The sequence below is a fragment of the Labilibacter marinus genome (assembly GCF_001659685.2).
Lineage (GTDB): Bacteria > Bacteroidota > Bacteroidia > Bacteroidales > Marinilabiliaceae > Saccharicrinis > Saccharicrinis marinus.
The window spans coordinates 132,705-151,029 of the sequence record NZ_LXYE02000020.1; the positions used below are offsets into that span (position 1 = coordinate 132,705).

Below are 18,325 nucleotides of genomic sequence, written 5' to 3' on the forward strand. Positions count from 1 at the left end.
TTGCTGCAAAAATATAATGAAAGCAATCTAATTGCAAATCAAATATCTATAATAAATGATAATTTGAAATTAAGATGCTCTTTTAAGTTAGATATTACCTTAACAAGGTACGATTCTTGTAACACCTAGCATAGGTTAAAGTTTGGTTAACAACCTGCAAAAAATACTTCAACTCAAATTTTGTTTATAATTTTCCGACATTAAATTATAGTTGTGATATGCGCCTAGCCCTACTGGTACTTCTCATATTAATTTGTGCACGTTCTCATGCACAAGACTCTCTACGCACTGAGATCTGGGTAAAAGTATTGGTGTTTGATAAAACAGACGACCGAATTATTGAAAATGCACAAATCATCAGTTACGAAACTATGCAGGCATTTTCTACCGATACCTTAGGAACATTTAGAAATATATTTAACGACTCCGATTCCTTAAAAATATTTAGCTTAGGTTATGATGCGGTTACAGTTAAGGTAGCTGATTTTAAAAATCTACCCGATGGAGGAGAAATAGGGCTTACCAGACGCACGTATATGATTAAGTCAGTTGATGTGCAGGCCAAACAAGAACTACATTTACATTTACCAGATGATATTAAGCTGGCTAAAAAAAGCAAAGATGACAAACCATTAGCAGTACGAAGCGAATTATTTTCGAGTAAACCACCAGTACTAGCTGCTGTGGTTAACCCCATTAGTTTTGTACATTATTACACCAGCAAAACGGAGCGAAGAAAAAGGAATGCTATCAAAGAATTGGCAAAGTCTGCAGAACAGCAAAAAATTAACACCTTCTTTAATCGAGACATTATAAAAGAGGTATCTGGTTACAGTGAAGGTGATTCATTAACTAACTTTATAGTGTACTGCAATGTTAACCTTAAATTAAGCTCACGCGATAACCCTTTAATTGTAAAACAACAGATTTTAGAACTGAAGGAAAAATTTGAAACAGATGCGAAGTAATATATCCATAATATCTATCTTACTTTTAACTCTTACCTGTGGGTTAAACGCTCAAGAAAAGGAGCTTCATACTTTGTCTGCTTACTTATCGGAAAGCGTTTCTGAAAACAAAGTACGCTTTGCAGCCATTAAAAACGAAGTATCTGGCGAGATTACACTTAGCAATACGGATGGTCTATTTACCATTCAGGGCTCTGTTGGCGATACTCTACGTTTTCATAGTTTGGGTTATAAAGACACCACTTGGGTGATTCCAACAGTATGGGTAAACATGCATGAAACCATTCAACTCAATGTTCAATCAAATATTTATTCGTTAAGCGAAGTAGAAGTGCTTCGTTACCGCTCTTACGCCCATTTTAAGCAAGCCTTTAAAGATTTAAGAGTGGATAAGACCGAAGCTGAAAAAGTTAAAGATATCTTTATTTCATGGAAGGATGAAATAAATTTGGCTGCTGCGATGGGTTATGCCGAGAGGAAATCAGGAGGAGGAATTTCTATAGATATTAAAAGCGAAGATGAAAGAAAACGAGAAGAGGTAAAACGTTTAGAGAATATCCGAGAAAAAAGCACACGCTTTAACTACTTTGTTTCTCGAGACAACCTGCTTCAACTAACAGAATACAAAGGCACTTGCCTGGATTCGTTTATGATTTTTCTAAATACGGGATATAATTTACACTATAAAATGGATGAGTATCAACTACTAGAATCTATCCTGCAAGCATCAAATGATTTTAAAGCTAAGTATGGAGAGAAAGATTGGTATAGTCAACCAATCGACTAGCTGTATACTCATTTCTTAAAACATGTTGAATAGTTTCGGATGAATGGAAATCTTTCGTTATTTTGTATTTCATTCAAACGTTATCCGAAATGAGTTTGCAGTTAGATTCTTTGCCTCAGTTAGTGGCTAAATTTATCAATAACACCAATCAAAACATTTTCTTAACAGGAAAGGCCGGAACTGGTAAAACTACTTTTTTAAGAAATATTACCAAATACACGCATAAGAGTGTGATTGTTGCTGCTCCTACAGGTATTGCTGCTATTAACGCTGGTGGAGTAACCTTACATTCCTTATTTCAATTACCCTTTGGTGCATTTATTCCAGATAACAATGGATTGAACAGTCAATCCATGAGTACACAAATTAATACACCTCGTACATTGCTCAGCTCCTTTCAAATGCATAAAACCAAACGCAATATGCTCAAAAAAATGGAGCTACTCATTATTGACGAGGTTAGTATGTTGCGTGCTGATTTGTTAGATGCTATAGATTTAATTTTACGTAGCGTTCGAAGAGAGCGCGACCTCCCTTTTGGTGGCGTTCAGGTACTTTTTATTGGCGATTTATTGCAGCTTCCTCCCGTTGTTAAGGAAGATGAATGGCGAGTAATTGGAGCATATTATCCAAGCGCCTTCTTTTTTAGTGCTCAAGTTTTAAGACAAATGCCTCCACTTTACGTGGAATTAGAAAAAATATATCGTCAGTCCGATGATACTTTTATTAAACTATTAAATAACCTTCGTAACAATATAGTTACTGCGGAAGATGCTAATTTGTTGAATAAATATTATAAACCAAGTTACCAACAGAAAAGTGACGAAGGCGTAATTCTTCTTACTACCCACAATAGAATTGCCAACGACAAAAACCTAAAAGCTTTACAAGGTATTAAGGAATCCTCTGTATTTTTTAAAGCAGAAGTAATTGGCGATTTTAAAGAGTTTAGTTATCCAACCGACGAAAGTCTTGAGCTAAAAAAAGGTGCTCAGGTCATGTTTACTAAAAACGACTATTCAGGAGAGCAAAAATATTTCAACGGTAAAATTGGAACCATTACAAAGTTGAATAGGGAACAAATTGAAGTCAGCTTTTCCGATGGCTCTGAATCAGCCATTGCTGAACAGTATTTATGGGAGAATAAAAAGTACTCTGTAGATAAGGATTCTAACGAAATTGAAGAAAGTATTGTAGGTACCTTTAAGCAATATCCTTTAAAATTAGCTTGGGCGATTACAGTGCACAAAAGTCAAGGTTTAACTTTTGATAAAGCGATTATTGATGTACAAAATGCTTTTGCTCCAGGGCAAATTTATGTTGCACTTTCACGCCTGCGCAGTTTAGATGGTTTGATCTTAACCTCTCCTATTCCTACCGAAGGTTTTCAAGTAGACCCATCTTTAAAGTCCTTTTCGGAGATAAAGAAACAACCAGAGGAACTAATACCTATCCTGAAATCCGAATCACAAAATTATTTTAAAAGCTTTGTTCTTCACGCATTCGACTTTGCAGGATTAATGCAGGATTTGAGCTATCACATTTCCACCTATAATAAGGATGCTAAAAAGTCTATAAAACAGCAACATAAATCAAAGGCATTAGCTTGGTTAGAAAACACACAACCTATCAGAACAGTTGCAGATTCGTTTAGAGCTGAAGTAAATCGAATTGTAACCGAAGGAAGTAAGAATTACCAATTGCATTTACTAGAACGCATCAATAAAGCAGCAGCTTATTTCGAACCATTGATAAAAACCATTCACGACGACATCCGTGAATTATGTAATGAATTAAAAGGAACTAAAGGTGCTAAAGCCTATCATACAGAATTGATTGATTTATCCAACCTATATTATGGCCAGCTGCAATTAGTTTATAAAGCACAAACCTTAATTAAAACAGCTATCGACGGAACGGACTTTGATAGAAACTCCATAAAAAAACCTTCGTTTGCCGAGAGTAGAGAAAACCTAAGTCCTGTAAATAAAAAGCGTACGCCGAAGGAAAAGAAAGAGAAAGTAGATACCAAGCAGGTTAGCTTTGAAATGTACAAGGAAAGCAAAAATATTAAGGCCATTGCCAAAGAGCGTTCTTTAACAGAAGGAACCGTTGAAGGCCACTTGGCTCATTACGTTCAGTTGGGAGAATTGGATGTATTAGATTTTATTGGGCAAGGTAAGTTGTCTATGATTGAAAAAGCGATTCACAGTTTAGACACATTTGCCCTAACTCCGCTTAAAAAAGAATTGGGTAAAGAGTTTTCCTTCGGAGAATTAAGATTGGGGGTAGCTTATATGATATCGCAAAACAAAGTTGATAATAGTGATTAGATATATTTATCTTTACAATGCAATTATACAATCGTGGCAAAAGAAAAACAAAATATACCAACATACGGGCTTCAGTCTTTTAGTCATCCACAATTTGGCAGTAGACAGTTTCACGTGGAGCCTTTTGATGCTAACCGACACTTTACGGTAAAGTATCCGCATCGTCACGACTTTTTTGAGGTATTGTATTTGACCAAAGGCTCTGGGTATCATATTATCGACAGTAGTTATTATGCTATAGACCCTCCGTGCATCTTTTTTATGTCTCCAGGACAAGCGCACAAAATAGAATATTCAACTGATATAGAGGGCTACCTATTTATTTTTTCAGCTGACTTTTACCTGTTCGACAAAAACAACCAAAACAGGCTATTAGAATTTCCTTTCTTTTTTAATATCCAACAAGATAACCCTCCACTACAACTCGTGGATAAATCAGATTGTGAATTCTTAAGACAACTATTTGTAAAAGGAATAGACGAGATAGGTAGAAAAGATGGAGGTAAAATAGATTTACTTCGTTCAATATTAGATACTATATTAAATTACACCGCTTGCTTATACCCAACTGAAGAGGAAGGGCTAAGCTCTGGCAAAGGTCACCTACTCGTAAAACGTTTTTTTCAGCTAGTAGAGGAAAATTACCAAAAAAATCTAAGCGTAAATCAATATGCCGAACTTTTGGCCATTACTCCTAATCATCTAACGCAAACACTGAAACAATTAACTGGACGTACCTCAAATGAAATTATCCAGTCGAAACAAATGTTGGAAATAAAGAGGCTACTCATTCATACAAGCCTTACTGTTACACAAATTTCAGACCAATTAAATTTCTCCGATCAATCGTACTTCACCAAGTTTTTTAAGAAACAAATCGGCGTTACTCCCAACCAGTTCAGAAGTCAATTTGAACGTTGAAAACATATACAACACTTCTGTATATTTATAAATCCATGAAAAGTACCTAACAAAAGTGCTTTTATACGATAATTATTCCCTTTTTTATCCGTTGATTTGTATCATGAACTTATGTACCTTAGGTATCGTTTTAAAAATCAGACCTAAATACTAAGTTTTCAGTGTTTAAAAATTAAGAAATAGTTTAAATATTTAAAATTATTAAAATGGCTAATTATTTTAATACATTACCGTTACGTGAGCAGTTGAATCAATTAGGAGTTTGTGAATTCATGGATAACACAGAATTTGCAGATGGTGTTGAAAAACTAAAAGGTAAAAAAGTAGTAATTGTAGGTTGTGGAGCTCAAGGATTAAACCAAGGGTTAAACATGAGAGATTCTGGATTAGATGTATCTTATACATTACGTCCTGCTGCTATCAAAGAGCAACGTCAATCATGGAAAAATGCTACTGAAAACAACTTTGCAGTGGGCACTTACGAAGAGATGATTCCTACAGCTGATATGGTTGTAAACCTTACTCCAGATAAGCAGCACACTAACGTAGTGACTGAAGTAATGCCATTGATGAAAAAAGGAGCTACACTTTCTTATTCTCACGGTTTTAATGTGGTTGAGGAAGGAATGCAAATTCGTGAAGACCTTACGGTTGTAATGGTTGCTCCTAAATCTCCAGGTTCTGAGGTACGCGAAGAGTACAAAAGAGGATTTGGTGTTCCAACATTAATCGCTGTTCACCCAGAAAATGATCCTAATAAGGATGGATTAGAAATTGCAAAAGCATATGCTGTAGCAACTGGAGGTCATAGAGCTGGTGTTTTACATTCTTCTTTTGTTGCTGAGGTTAAGTCTGACTTAATGGGAGAGCAAACTATTCTTTGTGGTTTATTACAAACAGGTTCTATTCTTTGCTTCAACAAAATGGTTGAAAAAGGAATCGACAAAGGATATGCTTCTAAATTTATCCAATACGGTTGGGAAGTTATTACTGAGGCTTTAAAAATTGGTGGAATCACTAACATGATGGACCGTTTATCTAACCCAGCTAAAATTGAAGCTTTCAAAATCTCTGAAGAATTAAAAACTATCATGCGTCCATTATTCGAAAAGCATATGGATGATATCATGAGCGGTGAGTTTTCTTCTACTATGATGGCTGACTGGGCTAACGGAGATAAAAACTTATTGACTTGGAGAGCTGCAACTGGCGAAACTGATTTCGAGAAAACACCTGCTGGTGATGTAGAAATTTCTGAGCAAGAATATTTCGACAATGGTACTTTAATGGTTGCTATGGTGAAATCTGGTGTTGAGCTAGCTTTTGAAGCTATGACTGAAGCTGGTATTAAGGAAGAAAGTGCTTATTACGAGTCGTTACACGAAACTCCACTTATTGCAAACACTATTGCACGTAGAAAATTATATGAAATGAATAGCGTAATTTCTGATACTGCTGAGTACGGATGTTACTTATTCGACCATGCTTGTAAGCCTCTATTAACTGACTTCATGAAAAAAGTTGAAACCAATATTATTGGTAAAAACTTTAACGAAGGAAATACTGGGGTTAGCAACAAAGAATTAGTAGACGTAAACGAAGCTATCCGTTTTCATGATGTGGAAATTGTTGGTGCTGAGTTAAGAGATGCTATGACTGCTATGAAAGCAATTATCTAAGACTAATTATTAGATGAATATATAAAACCCTGTTTTGATTAATTTAAAACAGGGTTTAATTTATCCAATGTATTGAAAAACAGTAGGAGTTTTTCATGAAAAGAATGAGTGAAGTCAAAATTACATAGTAGAACAGATGATTTAAGTATTCGAGCAATACAGAATCTGTTTTCAGTTTATTACTTCAATAAACAAATTATCGTAAAACGAAGTAAATGAACACTTTGTAATGACATTTACATTGACTGTATAATCATGCAATCTGATTGCTTAAATATGGAAAAATATACATTTTGAAATTCAAATTGCTTTAAGTAGTTATCTAACAGCTTGAAAGTAAATGTATGATTTAGCATTTATTTTTTTGGAGATTCAAAAAAATCTCTACATTTGTAAACGTTGTTTAACAACATAAAGCAAAACGAAATGAACAATATTTTTTCACTCATTCTCATTAACGTCATTCTCTTGGTCATCACCAAGCGAACGTGAGAATTCTGTGCAAAAAATAATCATATAAGATATTTTGTATAGGCCTTTCTCACATGTTGAGAAAGGCCTTTTTTTTGCCTTTAACTGAAACGCATAGTAAGCTTTTTTAAGCTTCAATAAAATATAAATCGCATTTAAGCAAGTCACGATTCGTCCTGATGCTTGAGTCTTGATACAGATAACGAAATGAAGAATAAATTAAGAAGTGCAACCACCACCGAAGGCCGTAGAATGGCTGGAGCACGTAGCTTGTGGAGAGCTAACGGCGTAAAAGAAGAGCAATTCGGTAAGCCGATGATTGCGATTGTTAACTCATTCACACAGTTTGTTCCAGGTCATGTTCATTTACACGAAATTGGACAAGACGTGAAGAAAATGATTGAAGCACAAGGTTGTTTTGCTGCCGAGTTTAATACCATTGCTGTTGATGATGGTATTGCCATGGGACACGACGGTATGTTGTATTCTTTACCTTCAAGAGATGTTATTGCAGATAGCGTGGAATACATGTGTAATGCGCACCAGGTAGATGCTATGGTTTGTATTAGTAACTGCGATAAAATTACACCTGGAATGTTAATGGCAGCTATGCGATTAAATATTCCTGCTGTATTTGTATCAGGAGGCCCAATGGAAGCGGGTAAAGTTGGCGATAAAGCACTTGATTTGGTTGATGCTATGGTAATGGCTGCTGATGACAGTGTATCTGATGCAGACGTTCAAGCTGTTGAAGAAAACGCTTGTCCTACTTGTGGTTCTTGTTCAGGTATGTTTACCGCTAACTCCATGAACTGCTTAAACGAGGCAATTGGATTAGCTTTACCTGGTAACGGAACAATTGTAGCTACTCATGCTAACAGAAAGAAGTTATTTGAAAAAGCTGCTAAAATCATCGTTGAAAATACTTATAAGTATTACAGAGACGGCGACGATTCTGTATTACCCCGCAACATCGGATCATTTAATGCATTTAAAAATGCGATGACTTTAGATGTGGCTATGGGAGGTTCTACCAATACGGTATTACACATTTTAGCTATAGCACACGAAGCTGGTGTTGAGTTTACCATGGATGATATCGATAGAATATCACGTAATACACCTGTGTTATCTAAAGTAGCGCCTAATTCAGACTATCATATCGAAGATGTAAACCGAGCCGGTGGTATCATCGGAATTTTAGCTGAGTTAGATCGAAAAGGGTTGTTAGATAATAATGTATCTCGTGCAGATGGCCTTACTCTTAAAGAAGCGATTGCAAAGTATGATATAATGAATCCTGAAGTTTCGGAAGAAGCCAAAGATATATACACTAGTGCTCCTGCCGGAATCAGAAACCTAACAATGGGCTCGCAAAAAACACATTACGCAAAGCTTGATGTGGATAGAGCAAATGGTTGTATCCGTTCTGTTGATGAAGCTTACAACAAAGATGGCGGCTTGGCTGTTCTTAAGGGAAATATTGCCGCAGATGGCTGTGTTGTTAAAACCGCAGGTGTGGACGAATCCATCTTTATTTTTAAAGGAAAAGCCAGAGTTTATCAATCGCAGGATGCTGCTTGTGATGGTATCTTAGCAGGAGAAGTTAAAGCAGGAGAAGTTGTTGTTATTACATACGAAGGACCCAAAGGAGGACCAGGTATGCAAGAAATGCTTTACCCTACTTCATATATCAAATCTCGTCATTTAGGCGAAAAGTGTGCCCTCATTACAGATGGTAGATTTTCAGGAGGTACTTCTGGTTTATCTATAGGTCACGTTTCTCCTGAAGCTGCTGCAGGTGGAGCTATTGGATTAGTTCAAACTGGCGACGAAATTGAAATCAACATTCCAGAACGCTCTATTAATGTACTGGTATCTGATGAAGTTTTAGCAGAAAGAAGAAAAGCAGAGGAAGCAAAAGCTGAAAATGCATTTATGCCAGAACCTCGCGAACGTAACGTATCTAAAGCACTTAAGGCATATGCAAGCTTAGTTAGCTCTGCCGATAAAGGTGCTGTTAGATTAATATAATATAAATAAGAAAATGGAAAAAGAGACCAAGCTAATTCTAGGTCTCTGTTCTAAATTCAAATAAATATGCAACCACAAAGCCAATTACTCATGGAAAAGAACAAAAAAGGAAAAGAGAGAATTTCCGGTTCAGAAGCAGTGCTTCGCTCGTTAATATGTGAGGGTGTGGATTTAATTTTTGGATATCCTGGAGGTGCTATCATGCCAGTTTATGATGCCCTTTACGATTATCAAGACAAACTACACCACGTACTCACAAGGCATGAACAGGGTGCCGTTCATGCTGCACAAGGATTCGCAAGAGTTACGGGTAAGGTGGGTGTCTGTTTTGCAACTTCGGGGCCTGGAGCAACAAATACCGTTACAGGAATTGCTGATGCGATGATTGACTCAACCCCAATGGTGGTTATCACTGGCCAGGTTGCTTCACCATTACTTGGAACAGATGCTTTTCAAGAAATTGATGTGGTAGGCATAACGCAACCCATTACTAAGTGGAACTACTTGGTTAAAACTGCGGAAGAAATTCCTGAGGCCATTGCTAAAGCTTTTTACATTGCTTCAACGGGCCGTCCAGGACCAGTAGTTATTGATATAACCAAAGATGCTCAGTTTGGAGAAGTGGATTTTGATTATGAAAAAGTAAATCATATCAGAAGTTATATTCCAGTTCCATTAACTAAGCCTGAATCTGTTCATGATGCAATAGACATAATTAATTCAGCAAAAAAACCAATGGCACTTGTAGGTCAAGGAGTAATCCTAGGACACGCAGAAGAAGAGCTAAGGGAGTTTTTAGATAAAACAGGTATTCCTGCCGCATGGACCTTATTAGGAATGTCGGCTATGCCAACTGATTATCCTTTAAATGTAGGTATGTTAGGTATGCATGGTAACTATGGTCCAAATGTTAAAACCAATGAATGCGATGTATTAATTGCCATTGGAATGAGATTCGACGATAGAGTAACCGGTGATGTTAGCAAGTATGCCAAACAAGCCAAAGTTATTCATCTAGAAATAGATCCTGCTGAGGTAAATAAAATTATTAAAGCTGATGTAGCTGTTTTAGGAAGCGTAAAAGACACCTTACCTGCTTTAACGAAAGAAGTAAAAGGTAATACTTATCCTGAATGGTTGGCAGAGTTTAAAGCTTGTGATAAAATAGAGGACGAAAAAGTTATTTCTGGCGAGGTATTTCCAACCCAAGAAGGAATGACTATGGGTGAAGTAGTTCATAAAGTATCAAAAGCATTTAATGATGATGCGATTTTGGTAAGTGATGTAGGTCAGCACCAAATGATGGCTTCTAGATATTTTAACTTTAAGCAATCCAGAAGTAATGTAACTTCAGGAGGACTTGGAACCATGGGATTTGGATTGCCTGCAGCTCTTGGAGCAGCCCTTGGTGCACCAGATAGAGATGTTTGTGTGTTCATTGGCGACGGTGGTTTTCAAATGACAATACAAGAACTAGGTACTATTTGGCAAACCAGAGCAAAAGTTAAAATTATTGTACTTAATAATAACTTTTTAGGTATGGTACGTCAGTGGCAAGAGTTATTCTTTGATAGAAGATATGCATCAACTGAATTAATGAATCCAGATTTTCAGATGATTGCTAAAGGATTTGGTATAGAAAGTGCTTTAGTTGATTCGAGAGACAACCTTGATTCTGCTATTGAAACTATGGCAAAACATGATGGACCTTATTTCTTAGAAGTAAAAGTGGAGAAAGAAGGTAATGTTTTTCCAATGGTACCAGCAGGAAGTTCAGTTTCTGATATTCGTTTAGAGTAGTTATTTGTCATCTTTAAAGATTGAAATCATGCAACAAGAATTCACAATTACCATATTTTCCGAAAACCACGTAGGTCTCCTCAATCAGGTTACAACGGCTTTTACACGTCGTAGTATCAATATTGAGAGTTTAAATACATCTGAGTCGGCACTCGAAGGAGTTCATAAATTCACGATTGTAGTTTTTACTACTCGTGAACAAATGGATAAACTCGTTGGTCAACTCGAAAAGAAACTCGATGTTCTCAAGGTATTTGTTTTTACTACTGATGAAATAATACATCAAGAGCTAGCACTTTATAAAGTACCTACTGAAGCACTCCTCAATGGAAACGAAATTGAAGGAATTGTAAGAACGTACGGAGCACAAATTATGGAGGTAACGCCAGAGTATACCGTAATACAAAAAACCGGGCATAAAGCCGAAACACAAGAGCTATTTGTAAAACTCGATAAATATGGTGTATTACAGTTTGTTCGTTCTGGTAGAATTTCTATTACAAAACTGAGAACTGAGCTCCTCGAAAAATACCTCAGGGAACTGAGAACAGAAAACAAGATTCGAGGAATCGAAACATATTAAAGTAAAAAAAGAGTAATTAATTATAGGAAAGAGGTCCTCCCGGCTTCTTCCATTTAAAGCGTTATAAATATTATGGACAATAAAGTTTATATTTTTGACACCACGTTGAGGGACGGTGAGCAAGTTCCAGGTTGCCAGTTAAATACTATTGAAAAAATAGAAGTAGCTAAGCAACTAGAAAAACTAGGTGTTGATATTATTGAGGCCGGGTTCCCAATCTCCAGCCCTGGGGATTTTAATTCGGTCGTCGAAATTTCAAAAGCAGTTACTAATCCTACTATTTGTGCATTAACACGTGCTGTAAAAAAGGATATTGAAGTGGCTGCCGATGCTCTTAAATTTGCTAAGAGAGGCCGTATTCACACAGGAATAGGCACCTCACCTTACCATATCTATCAAAAATTAAACTCTAATCCTGAAGAGATTATTGAGCGTGGTGCTGCTGCGGTTAAATTTGCTCGTCAGTTTGTAGATGATGTAGAGTTTTATGCTGAGGATGCAGGACGTAGTGACAATGAATATTTGGCACGTGTAGTTGAAGCAATGATTGCTGCTGGAGCAACCGTAATTAATGTTCCTGATACAACGGGTTATTGTTTACCAGGTGAGTATGGTGAAAAGATTGCTTACTTGATGAATAATGTACCTAATGTTGACAAAGCCATTATTTCAACGCATTGTCATAACGATTTAGGTATGGCTACGGCCAATACTTTGTCGGGCATAATTAATGGAGCTCGTCAGGTAGAGGTTACTTTAAATGGTTTAGGCGAACGTGCTGGTAACACTGCTTTAGAAGAAGTAGTAATGGCTATTCAGGCGCATAAAGATCTTGATTTTAAAACTGAAATTGATGCCAAGCAAATCATCAAAACAAGTAAGTTAGTTTCTACTTTAATGCGTATGCCAGTTCAGGCAAACAAAGCTATTGTAGGACGTAACGCATTTGCACATTCATCAGGCATCCACCAGGATGGGGTGTTAAAAAATCGTGAGACTTACGAGATAATTGACCCAGCAGATGTAGGTGTTAAGGAGTCGAGTATTGTACTTACAGCTCGTAGTGGACGTGCAGCTTTAAAACACAGGTTAGAAGTTCTTGGTTATAAATTAGATCAGGAGAAAATCGATCAGGTATATAAGAATTTCTTGGTATTGGCTGACTCTAAAAAAGACATCTCTGACGAAGATTTAGAGGTGTTAGTAGGTCATGAAAAGAAAGAAGAAAGAGTATTGAAGTTGGATAAATTCCAGGTGATTTGCGGTAAATCTTGTATCCCATCAGCTACTGTTACCATTAACCACAATGGCACTATTAAAACAGAAACAGCTACAGGTGATGGTCCAGTTGATGCAGCTTTTTCTGCCATCAAAAAAATGATAGATATAGATGTTGTACTTGAAGAGTATTTAGTACAAGCTATTACTAGAGGTTCTGATGATATTGGTAAAGTACACGTTCAGCTTTCGCACGACGATAGAACAGTACACGGATTTGGTGCTAACGTAGATATTTTAACTGCTTCGGTTTGGGCATATTTAGATGCTTTATCGAAAATAGTTTAACAGAGATAAAAATTTAAAGACGAAAGCTATAAAGAGGTTGAACAAGCTACTTTATCTTTTGTCTTTAATATGAAGTACTTTATACTTGAAATAAATAATAACTTATAAATAATAGTAAATTGGCAGGGAAAACACTTTTCGACAAGATTTGGGATATGCACGAAGTGAAGACTATCGAGGATGGTCCTTCCGTATTGTATATCGACCGCCACTTGGTTCATGAAGTAACCAGTCCGCAAGCATTTGCAGGATTAAAGGCAAGAGGAATTAAAGTATTCAGACCGCAAAACACATTTGCAACGCCTGATCACAATATTCCAACCATCAACCAACACCTTCCTATCGCAGACGAGATTTCAAGATTCCAAGTGGATACCTTGACTAAAAACTGCGAAGATAATGATGTAACGCTATTTGGTTTAGGTCATCCTAAAAATGGTGTTGTACACGTTGTAGGACCAGAGCTTGGGATTACTCAACCAGGTATGACCATCGTTTGTGGAGATAGTCATACTTCTACACATGGTGCTTTTGGTAGTATTGCCTTTGGTATTGGTACTTCTGAGGTTGAAATGGTACTTTCTACGCAATGTATCATGCAACCACGTCCTAAAACGATGAAGATTAACATCGATGGGGAATTAGAAAAAGGAGTTTCAGCAAAAGACCTTGTTTTATATGTCATCTCTAAGTTGACTACAGGTGGTGGAACTGGTTATTTTGTTGAGTTTGCTGGATCTGCTATCCGCAACTTAAGCATGGAAGGCCGTATGACCGTTTGTAACATGAGTATCGAAATGGGTGCACGTGGAGGTCTTATTGCTCCTGATGAGAAAACAATTGAGTACGTTAAAGGTCGTGAGTATGCGCCTAAAGGTGCTGATTGGGATACAGCTGTTGAAAAATGGAAAGCTTTAGTAACTGACACTGATGCTGAGTTTGACAAAGTATATAACTTTGATGCTGCTGATATTGAGCCAATGATTACTTACGGTACTAACCCAGGAATGGGAGTTGGTATCACTCAAACTATTCCTGCCTTGGATACCGTTGAGGAAGCTTCTCAAAAAACTTACTTAAAATCGCTTGATTACATGGGCTTTGCTCCTAGCGAAAAGATGTTAGGTAAGAAAATAGATTGGATTTTTGTGGGTTCATGTACGAATGGACGTATTGAAGATATACGCACTTTTGCTAACGCTGTAAAAGGTAAGAAAAAGGCAGATGGCGTTACAGCTTGGATTGTTCCTGGCTCTCACAAAGTAGAAGATCAAGTTATTGCTGAAGGTTTAAAAGATATTCTTGAAGAGGCAGGTTTTGAATTACGTCAGCCTGGTTGTTCAGCTTGTTTAGCAATGAATGACGATAAAGTACCTGCAGGTAAATATTCTGTAGCAACTAGTAACCGTAACTTCGAAGGTCGTCAAGGACCTGGTTCAAGAACTTTACTAGCTGGTCCGTTGACTGCTGCCGCTTGTGCTGTAACAGGTGTAATTACTGATCCTCGTACTTTATAACCTTTAAATTTCAAGAAAATGCCTATAAATAAGTTTATAACATTAGAGTCAACATACGTACCTCTTCCAATTGAGAATGTAGATACGGATCAAATTATCCCGGCTCGTTTCTTAAAAGCAACTACTAAAGATGGTTTTGGCGATAATTTATTTGCCGACTGGAGATACAACAAAGATGGTTCTCCTAAAGCTGATTTCGTTTTAAACAAACCTGAATATAAGGGATCTGTTTTAGTAGCTGGAAAAAACTTTGGATCTGGATCTAGCCGTGAGCACGCTGCTTGGGCCGTTGATGGATATGGATTTAAAGTAGTTGTTTCTAGTTTCTTTGCAGATATTTTTAGAAATAACTCTTTAAACAATGGTGTATTACCAGTGATTATCTCTGAGGAATTTCTAGCAGAATTATTCGCAGCAGGTGCCGATAATACAGTAGTAGTTAACCTTGAGGAACAAACTATTACTAATAAAGCGAACGGAAAATCAGAATCTTTTGACATTAATAGCTATAAGAAAAACTGTTTACTAAACGGTTTCGACGATATCGATTATTTAATGAACGCAAAAGACGAGATAGAGACTTACGAACGAAACAGATCGTAATAAAATCATATAACGGCATAAACTTTTTAGGGTTTATGCCGTTTTCTTCTTTGAAGATTCATAAAGTAGATGCCGAATTTCTGCGTCTAGAACTAAACATGATAGCATGAAGATTGAAGTAATGGATACGACGCTCCGTGACGGGGAGCAAACTACTGGGGTGTCATTTAACGAAAGTGAAAAGCTAGCTATGGCTGGTTTGTTAATTGAGGAATTAAAGGTAGATCGGATTGAGGTGGCTTCAGCTCGTGTTTCTGAAGGAGAATTTGCTGCTGTAAAGCGCATTACCGAGTGGGCAAAAAAACATGATTGCCTTGAAAAAATTGAAGTACTTGGATTTGTAGATGGAGACATCTCGCTAAAATGGATTCAAGATGCTGGAGCCAAAGTAATTAATTTACTGACTAAAGGTTCTTTAAAGCATGTTCAAAGCCAACTTCGAAAAACACCTGAGGAACATATGACAGATGTGGCCAAAGTAGTTGAAACTGCTGAAAAGATGGGCATCACAGTTAATGTTTACCTTGAGGATTGGAGCAACGGCATGCTTACCTCTCCAGAATACGTTTACTTCGTGATTGGAGAGATTCAGAAAATGAATGTGAAAAGAATTATGCTTCCTGATACTTTAGGGGTGCTTAATCCAGATCAAACATTGGAGTTTTGCTCTAACATAGTGGCCAAATTTCCAGATGTTCATTTCGATTTTCATTCTCATAATGATTACGATATGGCTGTAGCCAATGTTTTTTCCGCACTCAAAACAGGTATAAAAGGAATTCATACTACCGTTAATGGATTGGGAGAGAGAGCAGGTAACGCTCCTCTAGCAAGTGTCATCGGTATTTTAAACGATCATCTTAAATTAGAGCATAATTTAGATGAATCGAATATTACTAAAGTAAGTAAAGTCGTTGAGCAGCTTTCTGGTTTAAGAATTCCAGAAAATCAGCCCATCACAGGTTATAACGTGTTTACACAATGTAGTGGTGTACATGCCGATGGGGATAACAAAGACAACCTGTACTTTAATAACCTGATGCCAGAGCGTTTTGGTCGTAATCGTAAATATGCATTAGGCAAAACATCGGGCAAAGCCAACATAAAGAAAAACCTTGAGGAATTAGGAATTGAACTCGGTGCAGAGGACATGAAAGAAGTCACTCGAAGAGTCATTGCGTTGGGCGATAAAAAAGAAATTGTTACCATAGAAGATCTTCCTTTTATTATAGCCGATGTACTTAAAAGCTCATCGGTAAAGGATGCCATTAAAATTAGAAACTATCATCTTTCATTAGCACACGATCTGCGTCCATTGGCTTCTATTAGCATAGAAATAAATGGAGAAAGGCAAGATGAAACTGCTGTAGGAGATGGTCAATACGATGCTTTTATGAAGGCATTATGGCGTATTTATAAAAGATTAAATAAAGCACATCCAGTATTAGTAGATTACTGGGTTAGTATTCCTCCTGGAGGAAAAACAGATGCCATTGTAGAAACCATGATTACCTGGGATTACAAAGGAGTAGAAATTAAATCGAGAGGTTTAGCAGCTGACCAGACTGAAGCTGCTATTGAAGCCACTATAAAAGTGTTAAACGTAATAGAAGAAGGTTCGTTAACACGCCAGGCCAACTGGAAAGAGACATTAGAGAAGTAAACAAATAAGACAAAAGTATTAAGTATAAAGACAAAAGAAATTGAGAATAAAAAAGTCTTTCGTCTTACTACTTACTACTTTATACTAACAATTGAAACATGAAATTAAATATTGGAGTATTAGCCGGTGACGGGATTGGTCCCGAGATTGTAGAGCAAGCGCAAAAGGTGCTTGATGCAGTAGCAACAAAGTTTAACCACGAAATAGTTTACACACCTGCAATCGTAGGAGCTTGTGCTATTGATGAGGTAGGTGATCCTTATCCAGAGGCAACTCATGAGGTTTGTATGAACTCTGATGCGGTTCTTTTTGGTGCAATTGGTGACCCAAAATTTGATAATGATCCTTCAGCTAAGGTTCGACCAGAGCAAGGTTTATTAGCGATGCGTAAAAAGTTAGGTTTATATGCCAACATTCGTCCGGTTACTACATTTCCTTCTTTATTAGATAAAAGTCCTTTGCGTTTAGATATCGTAGAAGGTGCTGATATGGTTGTTGTTCGTGAGTTAACAGGTGGTATCTATTTTGGTGAAAAGGGTCGTTCAGAAGACGGAACTAAAGCGTTTGATACTTGTACTTATACCACTGAGGAAATTGAGCGTATCTTAAAGCTTGCTTTTTCTTATGCTGAGAAAAGAGATAAGCGCTTAACCGTAATCGACAAAGCTAACGTATTGGCTACTTCTCGTCTTTGGAGACAAGTTGCTCAAGCTATGGAAGCCGATTACAAAGATATTGAAGTGGATTATATGTTTGTTGACAATGCTGCTATGCAGTTAGTTCAATGGCCTAAGAAATTTGACGTAATGGTAACTGAAAACATGTTCGGTGATATCATTAGCGATGAAGCTTCTGTAATTACTGGTTCATTAGGTTTATTACCATCTGCATCAGTAGGTATTCATACTTCTGTATTTGAGCCTATCCATGGTTCGTATCCACAAGCTGCAGGTAAAGATATTGCTAACCCTATTGCAACCGTTCTTTCCGCTGCTATGTTATTAGAGTCTTTAAACTTATTAGACGAAGCTGCTGCTGTTAGAGAAGCAGTTAACAAGTCTTTAGAGGCTGGAGTAGCAACTGAAGATATTGTAAACGAAGGCGAAAAAGCTTATAAAACTTCAGAAGTTGGAGATTGGTTAGCTAAGGCTATCTAAGGGTAATATACCTTGATATTATGATATAAGTAAGCCCTGATTGCGAAAGTAATCAGGGCTTTTTTGTGTTTATGCGATGGTGCCTTTGCTCCGTTGGAGCGATAATGACTAATATGGTATATTTACCTATGGCGTTGCCATAGGCTTTTGCTGCAAGTCCGTTGGACTTGAAAGCATATGTTACAATAGAAAGAAATGCTATTTGTAGCTCTTCCTGCACAATTAGGAACATTCTCCCTACGA

14 protein-coding genes are annotated in these 18,325 nt (G+C 37.0%); 13 read left to right on the plus strand and 1 reads right to left on the minus strand.

Features of this window, described 5'->3' with window-relative positions:
* Positions 1-218: 218 nt before the first annotated feature.
* The 13 genes from A8L32_RS09545 (at position 219) to leuB (ending at position 18,082) form a co-directional block, all read left to right on the plus strand.
* Complete coding sequence (locus tag A8L32_RS09545; protein WP_066630147.1) at positions 219-968, plus strand: hypothetical protein; 750 nt, start codon at positions 219-221, stop codon at positions 966-968.
* Positions 958-1,755: a hypothetical protein gene (locus A8L32_RS09550; RefSeq protein WP_066630148.1), complete on the plus strand. Its 798-nt coding sequence runs from the start codon at positions 958-960 to the stop codon at positions 1,753-1,755. The genes A8L32_RS09545 and A8L32_RS09550 overlap by 11 nt, the downstream gene beginning before the upstream one ends.
* Before the next feature lie 89 nt (positions 1,756-1,844).
* The gene (locus A8L32_RS09555) at positions 1,845-4,088 is read left to right on the plus strand and encodes a helix-turn-helix domain-containing protein (protein ID WP_066630149.1); all 2,244 of its coding nucleotides are present in this window, start codon (positions 1,845-1,847) and stop codon (positions 4,086-4,088) included.
* A gap of 33 nt (positions 4,089-4,121) precedes the next feature.
* A complete protein-coding gene (locus A8L32_RS09560; protein ID WP_066630150.1) occupies positions 4,122-5,009 on the plus strand; it encodes an AraC family transcriptional regulator in 888 nt (295 codons plus the stop codon).
* Positions 5,010-5,215: 206 nt separating this feature from the next.
* Positions 5,216-6,688, plus strand: coding sequence for a ketol-acid reductoisomerase (gene ilvC, locus A8L32_RS09565; protein WP_066630155.1), 1,473 nt, complete (start codon positions 5,216-5,218; stop codon positions 6,686-6,688).
* Positions 6,689-7,366: 678 nt separating this feature from the next.
* Positions 7,367-9,193, plus strand: a complete 1,827-nt coding sequence (gene ilvD / locus A8L32_RS09570) for a dihydroxy-acid dehydratase (RefSeq protein WP_066630522.1) — start codon at positions 7,367-7,369, stop codon at positions 9,191-9,193.
* 90 nt (positions 9,194-9,283) lie between these two features.
* The gene (gene ilvB / locus A8L32_RS09575; RefSeq protein ID WP_233145474.1) at positions 9,284-10,993 is read left to right on the plus strand and encodes a biosynthetic-type acetolactate synthase large subunit; all 1,710 of its coding nucleotides are present in this window, start codon (positions 9,284-9,286) and stop codon (positions 10,991-10,993) included.
* A 28-nt stretch (positions 10,994-11,021) separates the two neighbouring features.
* Positions 11,022-11,576: an acetolactate synthase small subunit gene (gene ilvN, locus A8L32_RS09580; RefSeq protein WP_066630159.1), complete on the plus strand. Its 555-nt coding sequence runs from the start codon at positions 11,022-11,024 to the stop codon at positions 11,574-11,576.
* A 72-nt stretch (positions 11,577-11,648) separates the two neighbouring features.
* Positions 11,649-13,142 carry a 2-isopropylmalate synthase gene (locus A8L32_RS09585; protein ID WP_066630160.1) on the plus strand — a complete coding sequence of 498 codons (1,494 nt, stop codon included), beginning with the start codon at positions 11,649-11,651 and terminating at the stop codon, positions 13,140-13,142.
* Between the two features lie 119 nt (positions 13,143-13,261).
* Positions 13,262-14,659, plus strand: coding sequence for a 3-isopropylmalate dehydratase large subunit (gene leuC, locus A8L32_RS09590; protein ID WP_071797463.1), 1,398 nt, complete (start codon positions 13,262-13,264; stop codon positions 14,657-14,659).
* A gap of 18 nt (positions 14,660-14,677) precedes the next feature.
* Entirely contained in the window at positions 14,678-15,262 is a 585-nt protein-coding gene (gene leuD, locus A8L32_RS09595) for a 3-isopropylmalate dehydratase small subunit (protein ID WP_198931755.1), read from the plus strand.
* Between the two features lie 106 nt (positions 15,263-15,368).
* Positions 15,369-16,925, plus strand: coding sequence for an alpha-isopropylmalate synthase regulatory domain-containing protein (locus A8L32_RS09600; RefSeq protein ID WP_066630164.1), 1,557 nt, complete (start codon positions 15,369-15,371; stop codon positions 16,923-16,925).
* 98 nt (positions 16,926-17,023) lie between these two features.
* Positions 17,024-18,082 carry a 3-isopropylmalate dehydrogenase gene (leuB, locus tag A8L32_RS09605; RefSeq protein WP_066630166.1) on the plus strand — a complete coding sequence of 353 codons (1,059 nt, stop codon included), beginning with the start codon at positions 17,024-17,026 and terminating at the stop codon, positions 18,080-18,082.
* Between the two features lie 52 nt (positions 18,083-18,134).
* On the opposite strand, the gene A8L32_RS23395 is transcribed toward leuB, so the two are convergent.
* Positions 18,135-18,314, minus strand: a complete 180-nt coding sequence (locus A8L32_RS23395) for a hypothetical protein (protein ID WP_066630168.1) — start codon at positions 18,312-18,314, stop codon at positions 18,135-18,137.
* Positions 18,315-18,325 lie beyond the last annotated feature (11 nt).

Bases quoted from the DNA above. Each gene is read 5' to 3' on its own strand.
- A8L32_RS09585 (WP_066630160.1), top strand. From the start codon at position 11,649: ATGGACAATAAAGTTTATATTTTTGACACCACGTTGAGGGACGGTGAG.
- ilvC (WP_066630155.1), top strand. From the start codon at position 5,216: ATGGCTAATTATTTTAATACATTACCGTTACGTGAGCAGTTGAATCAA.
- A8L32_RS09555 (WP_066630149.1), top strand. From the start codon at position 1,845: ATGAGTTTGCAGTTAGATTCTTTGCCTCAGTTAGTGGCTAAATTTATC.
- ilvB (WP_233145474.1), top strand. From the start codon at position 9,284: ATGGAAAAGAACAAAAAAGGAAAAGAGAGAATTTCCGGTTCAGAAGCA.
- A8L32_RS09550 (WP_066630148.1), top strand. From the start codon at position 958: ATGCGAAGTAATATATCCATAATATCTATCTTACTTTTAACTCTTACC.
- A8L32_RS09600 (WP_066630164.1), top strand. From the start codon at position 15,369: ATGAAGATTGAAGTAATGGATACGACGCTCCGTGACGGGGAGCAAACT.
- leuB (WP_066630166.1), top strand. From the start codon at position 17,024: ATGAAATTAAATATTGGAGTATTAGCCGGTGACGGGATTGGTCCCGAG.
- A8L32_RS23395 (WP_066630168.1), bottom strand. From the start codon at position 18,314: ATGTTCCTAATTGTGCAGGAAGAGCTACAAATAGCATTTCTTTCTATT.
- leuD (WP_198931755.1), top strand. From the start codon at position 14,678: ATGCCTATAAATAAGTTTATAACATTAGAGTCAACATACGTACCTCTT.
- ilvN (WP_066630159.1), top strand. From the start codon at position 11,022: ATGCAACAAGAATTCACAATTACCATATTTTCCGAAAACCACGTAGGT.
- A8L32_RS09545 (WP_066630147.1), top strand. From the start codon at position 219: ATGCGCCTAGCCCTACTGGTACTTCTCATATTAATTTGTGCACGTTCT.
- ilvD (WP_066630522.1), top strand. From the start codon at position 7,367: ATGAAGAATAAATTAAGAAGTGCAACCACCACCGAAGGCCGTAGAATG.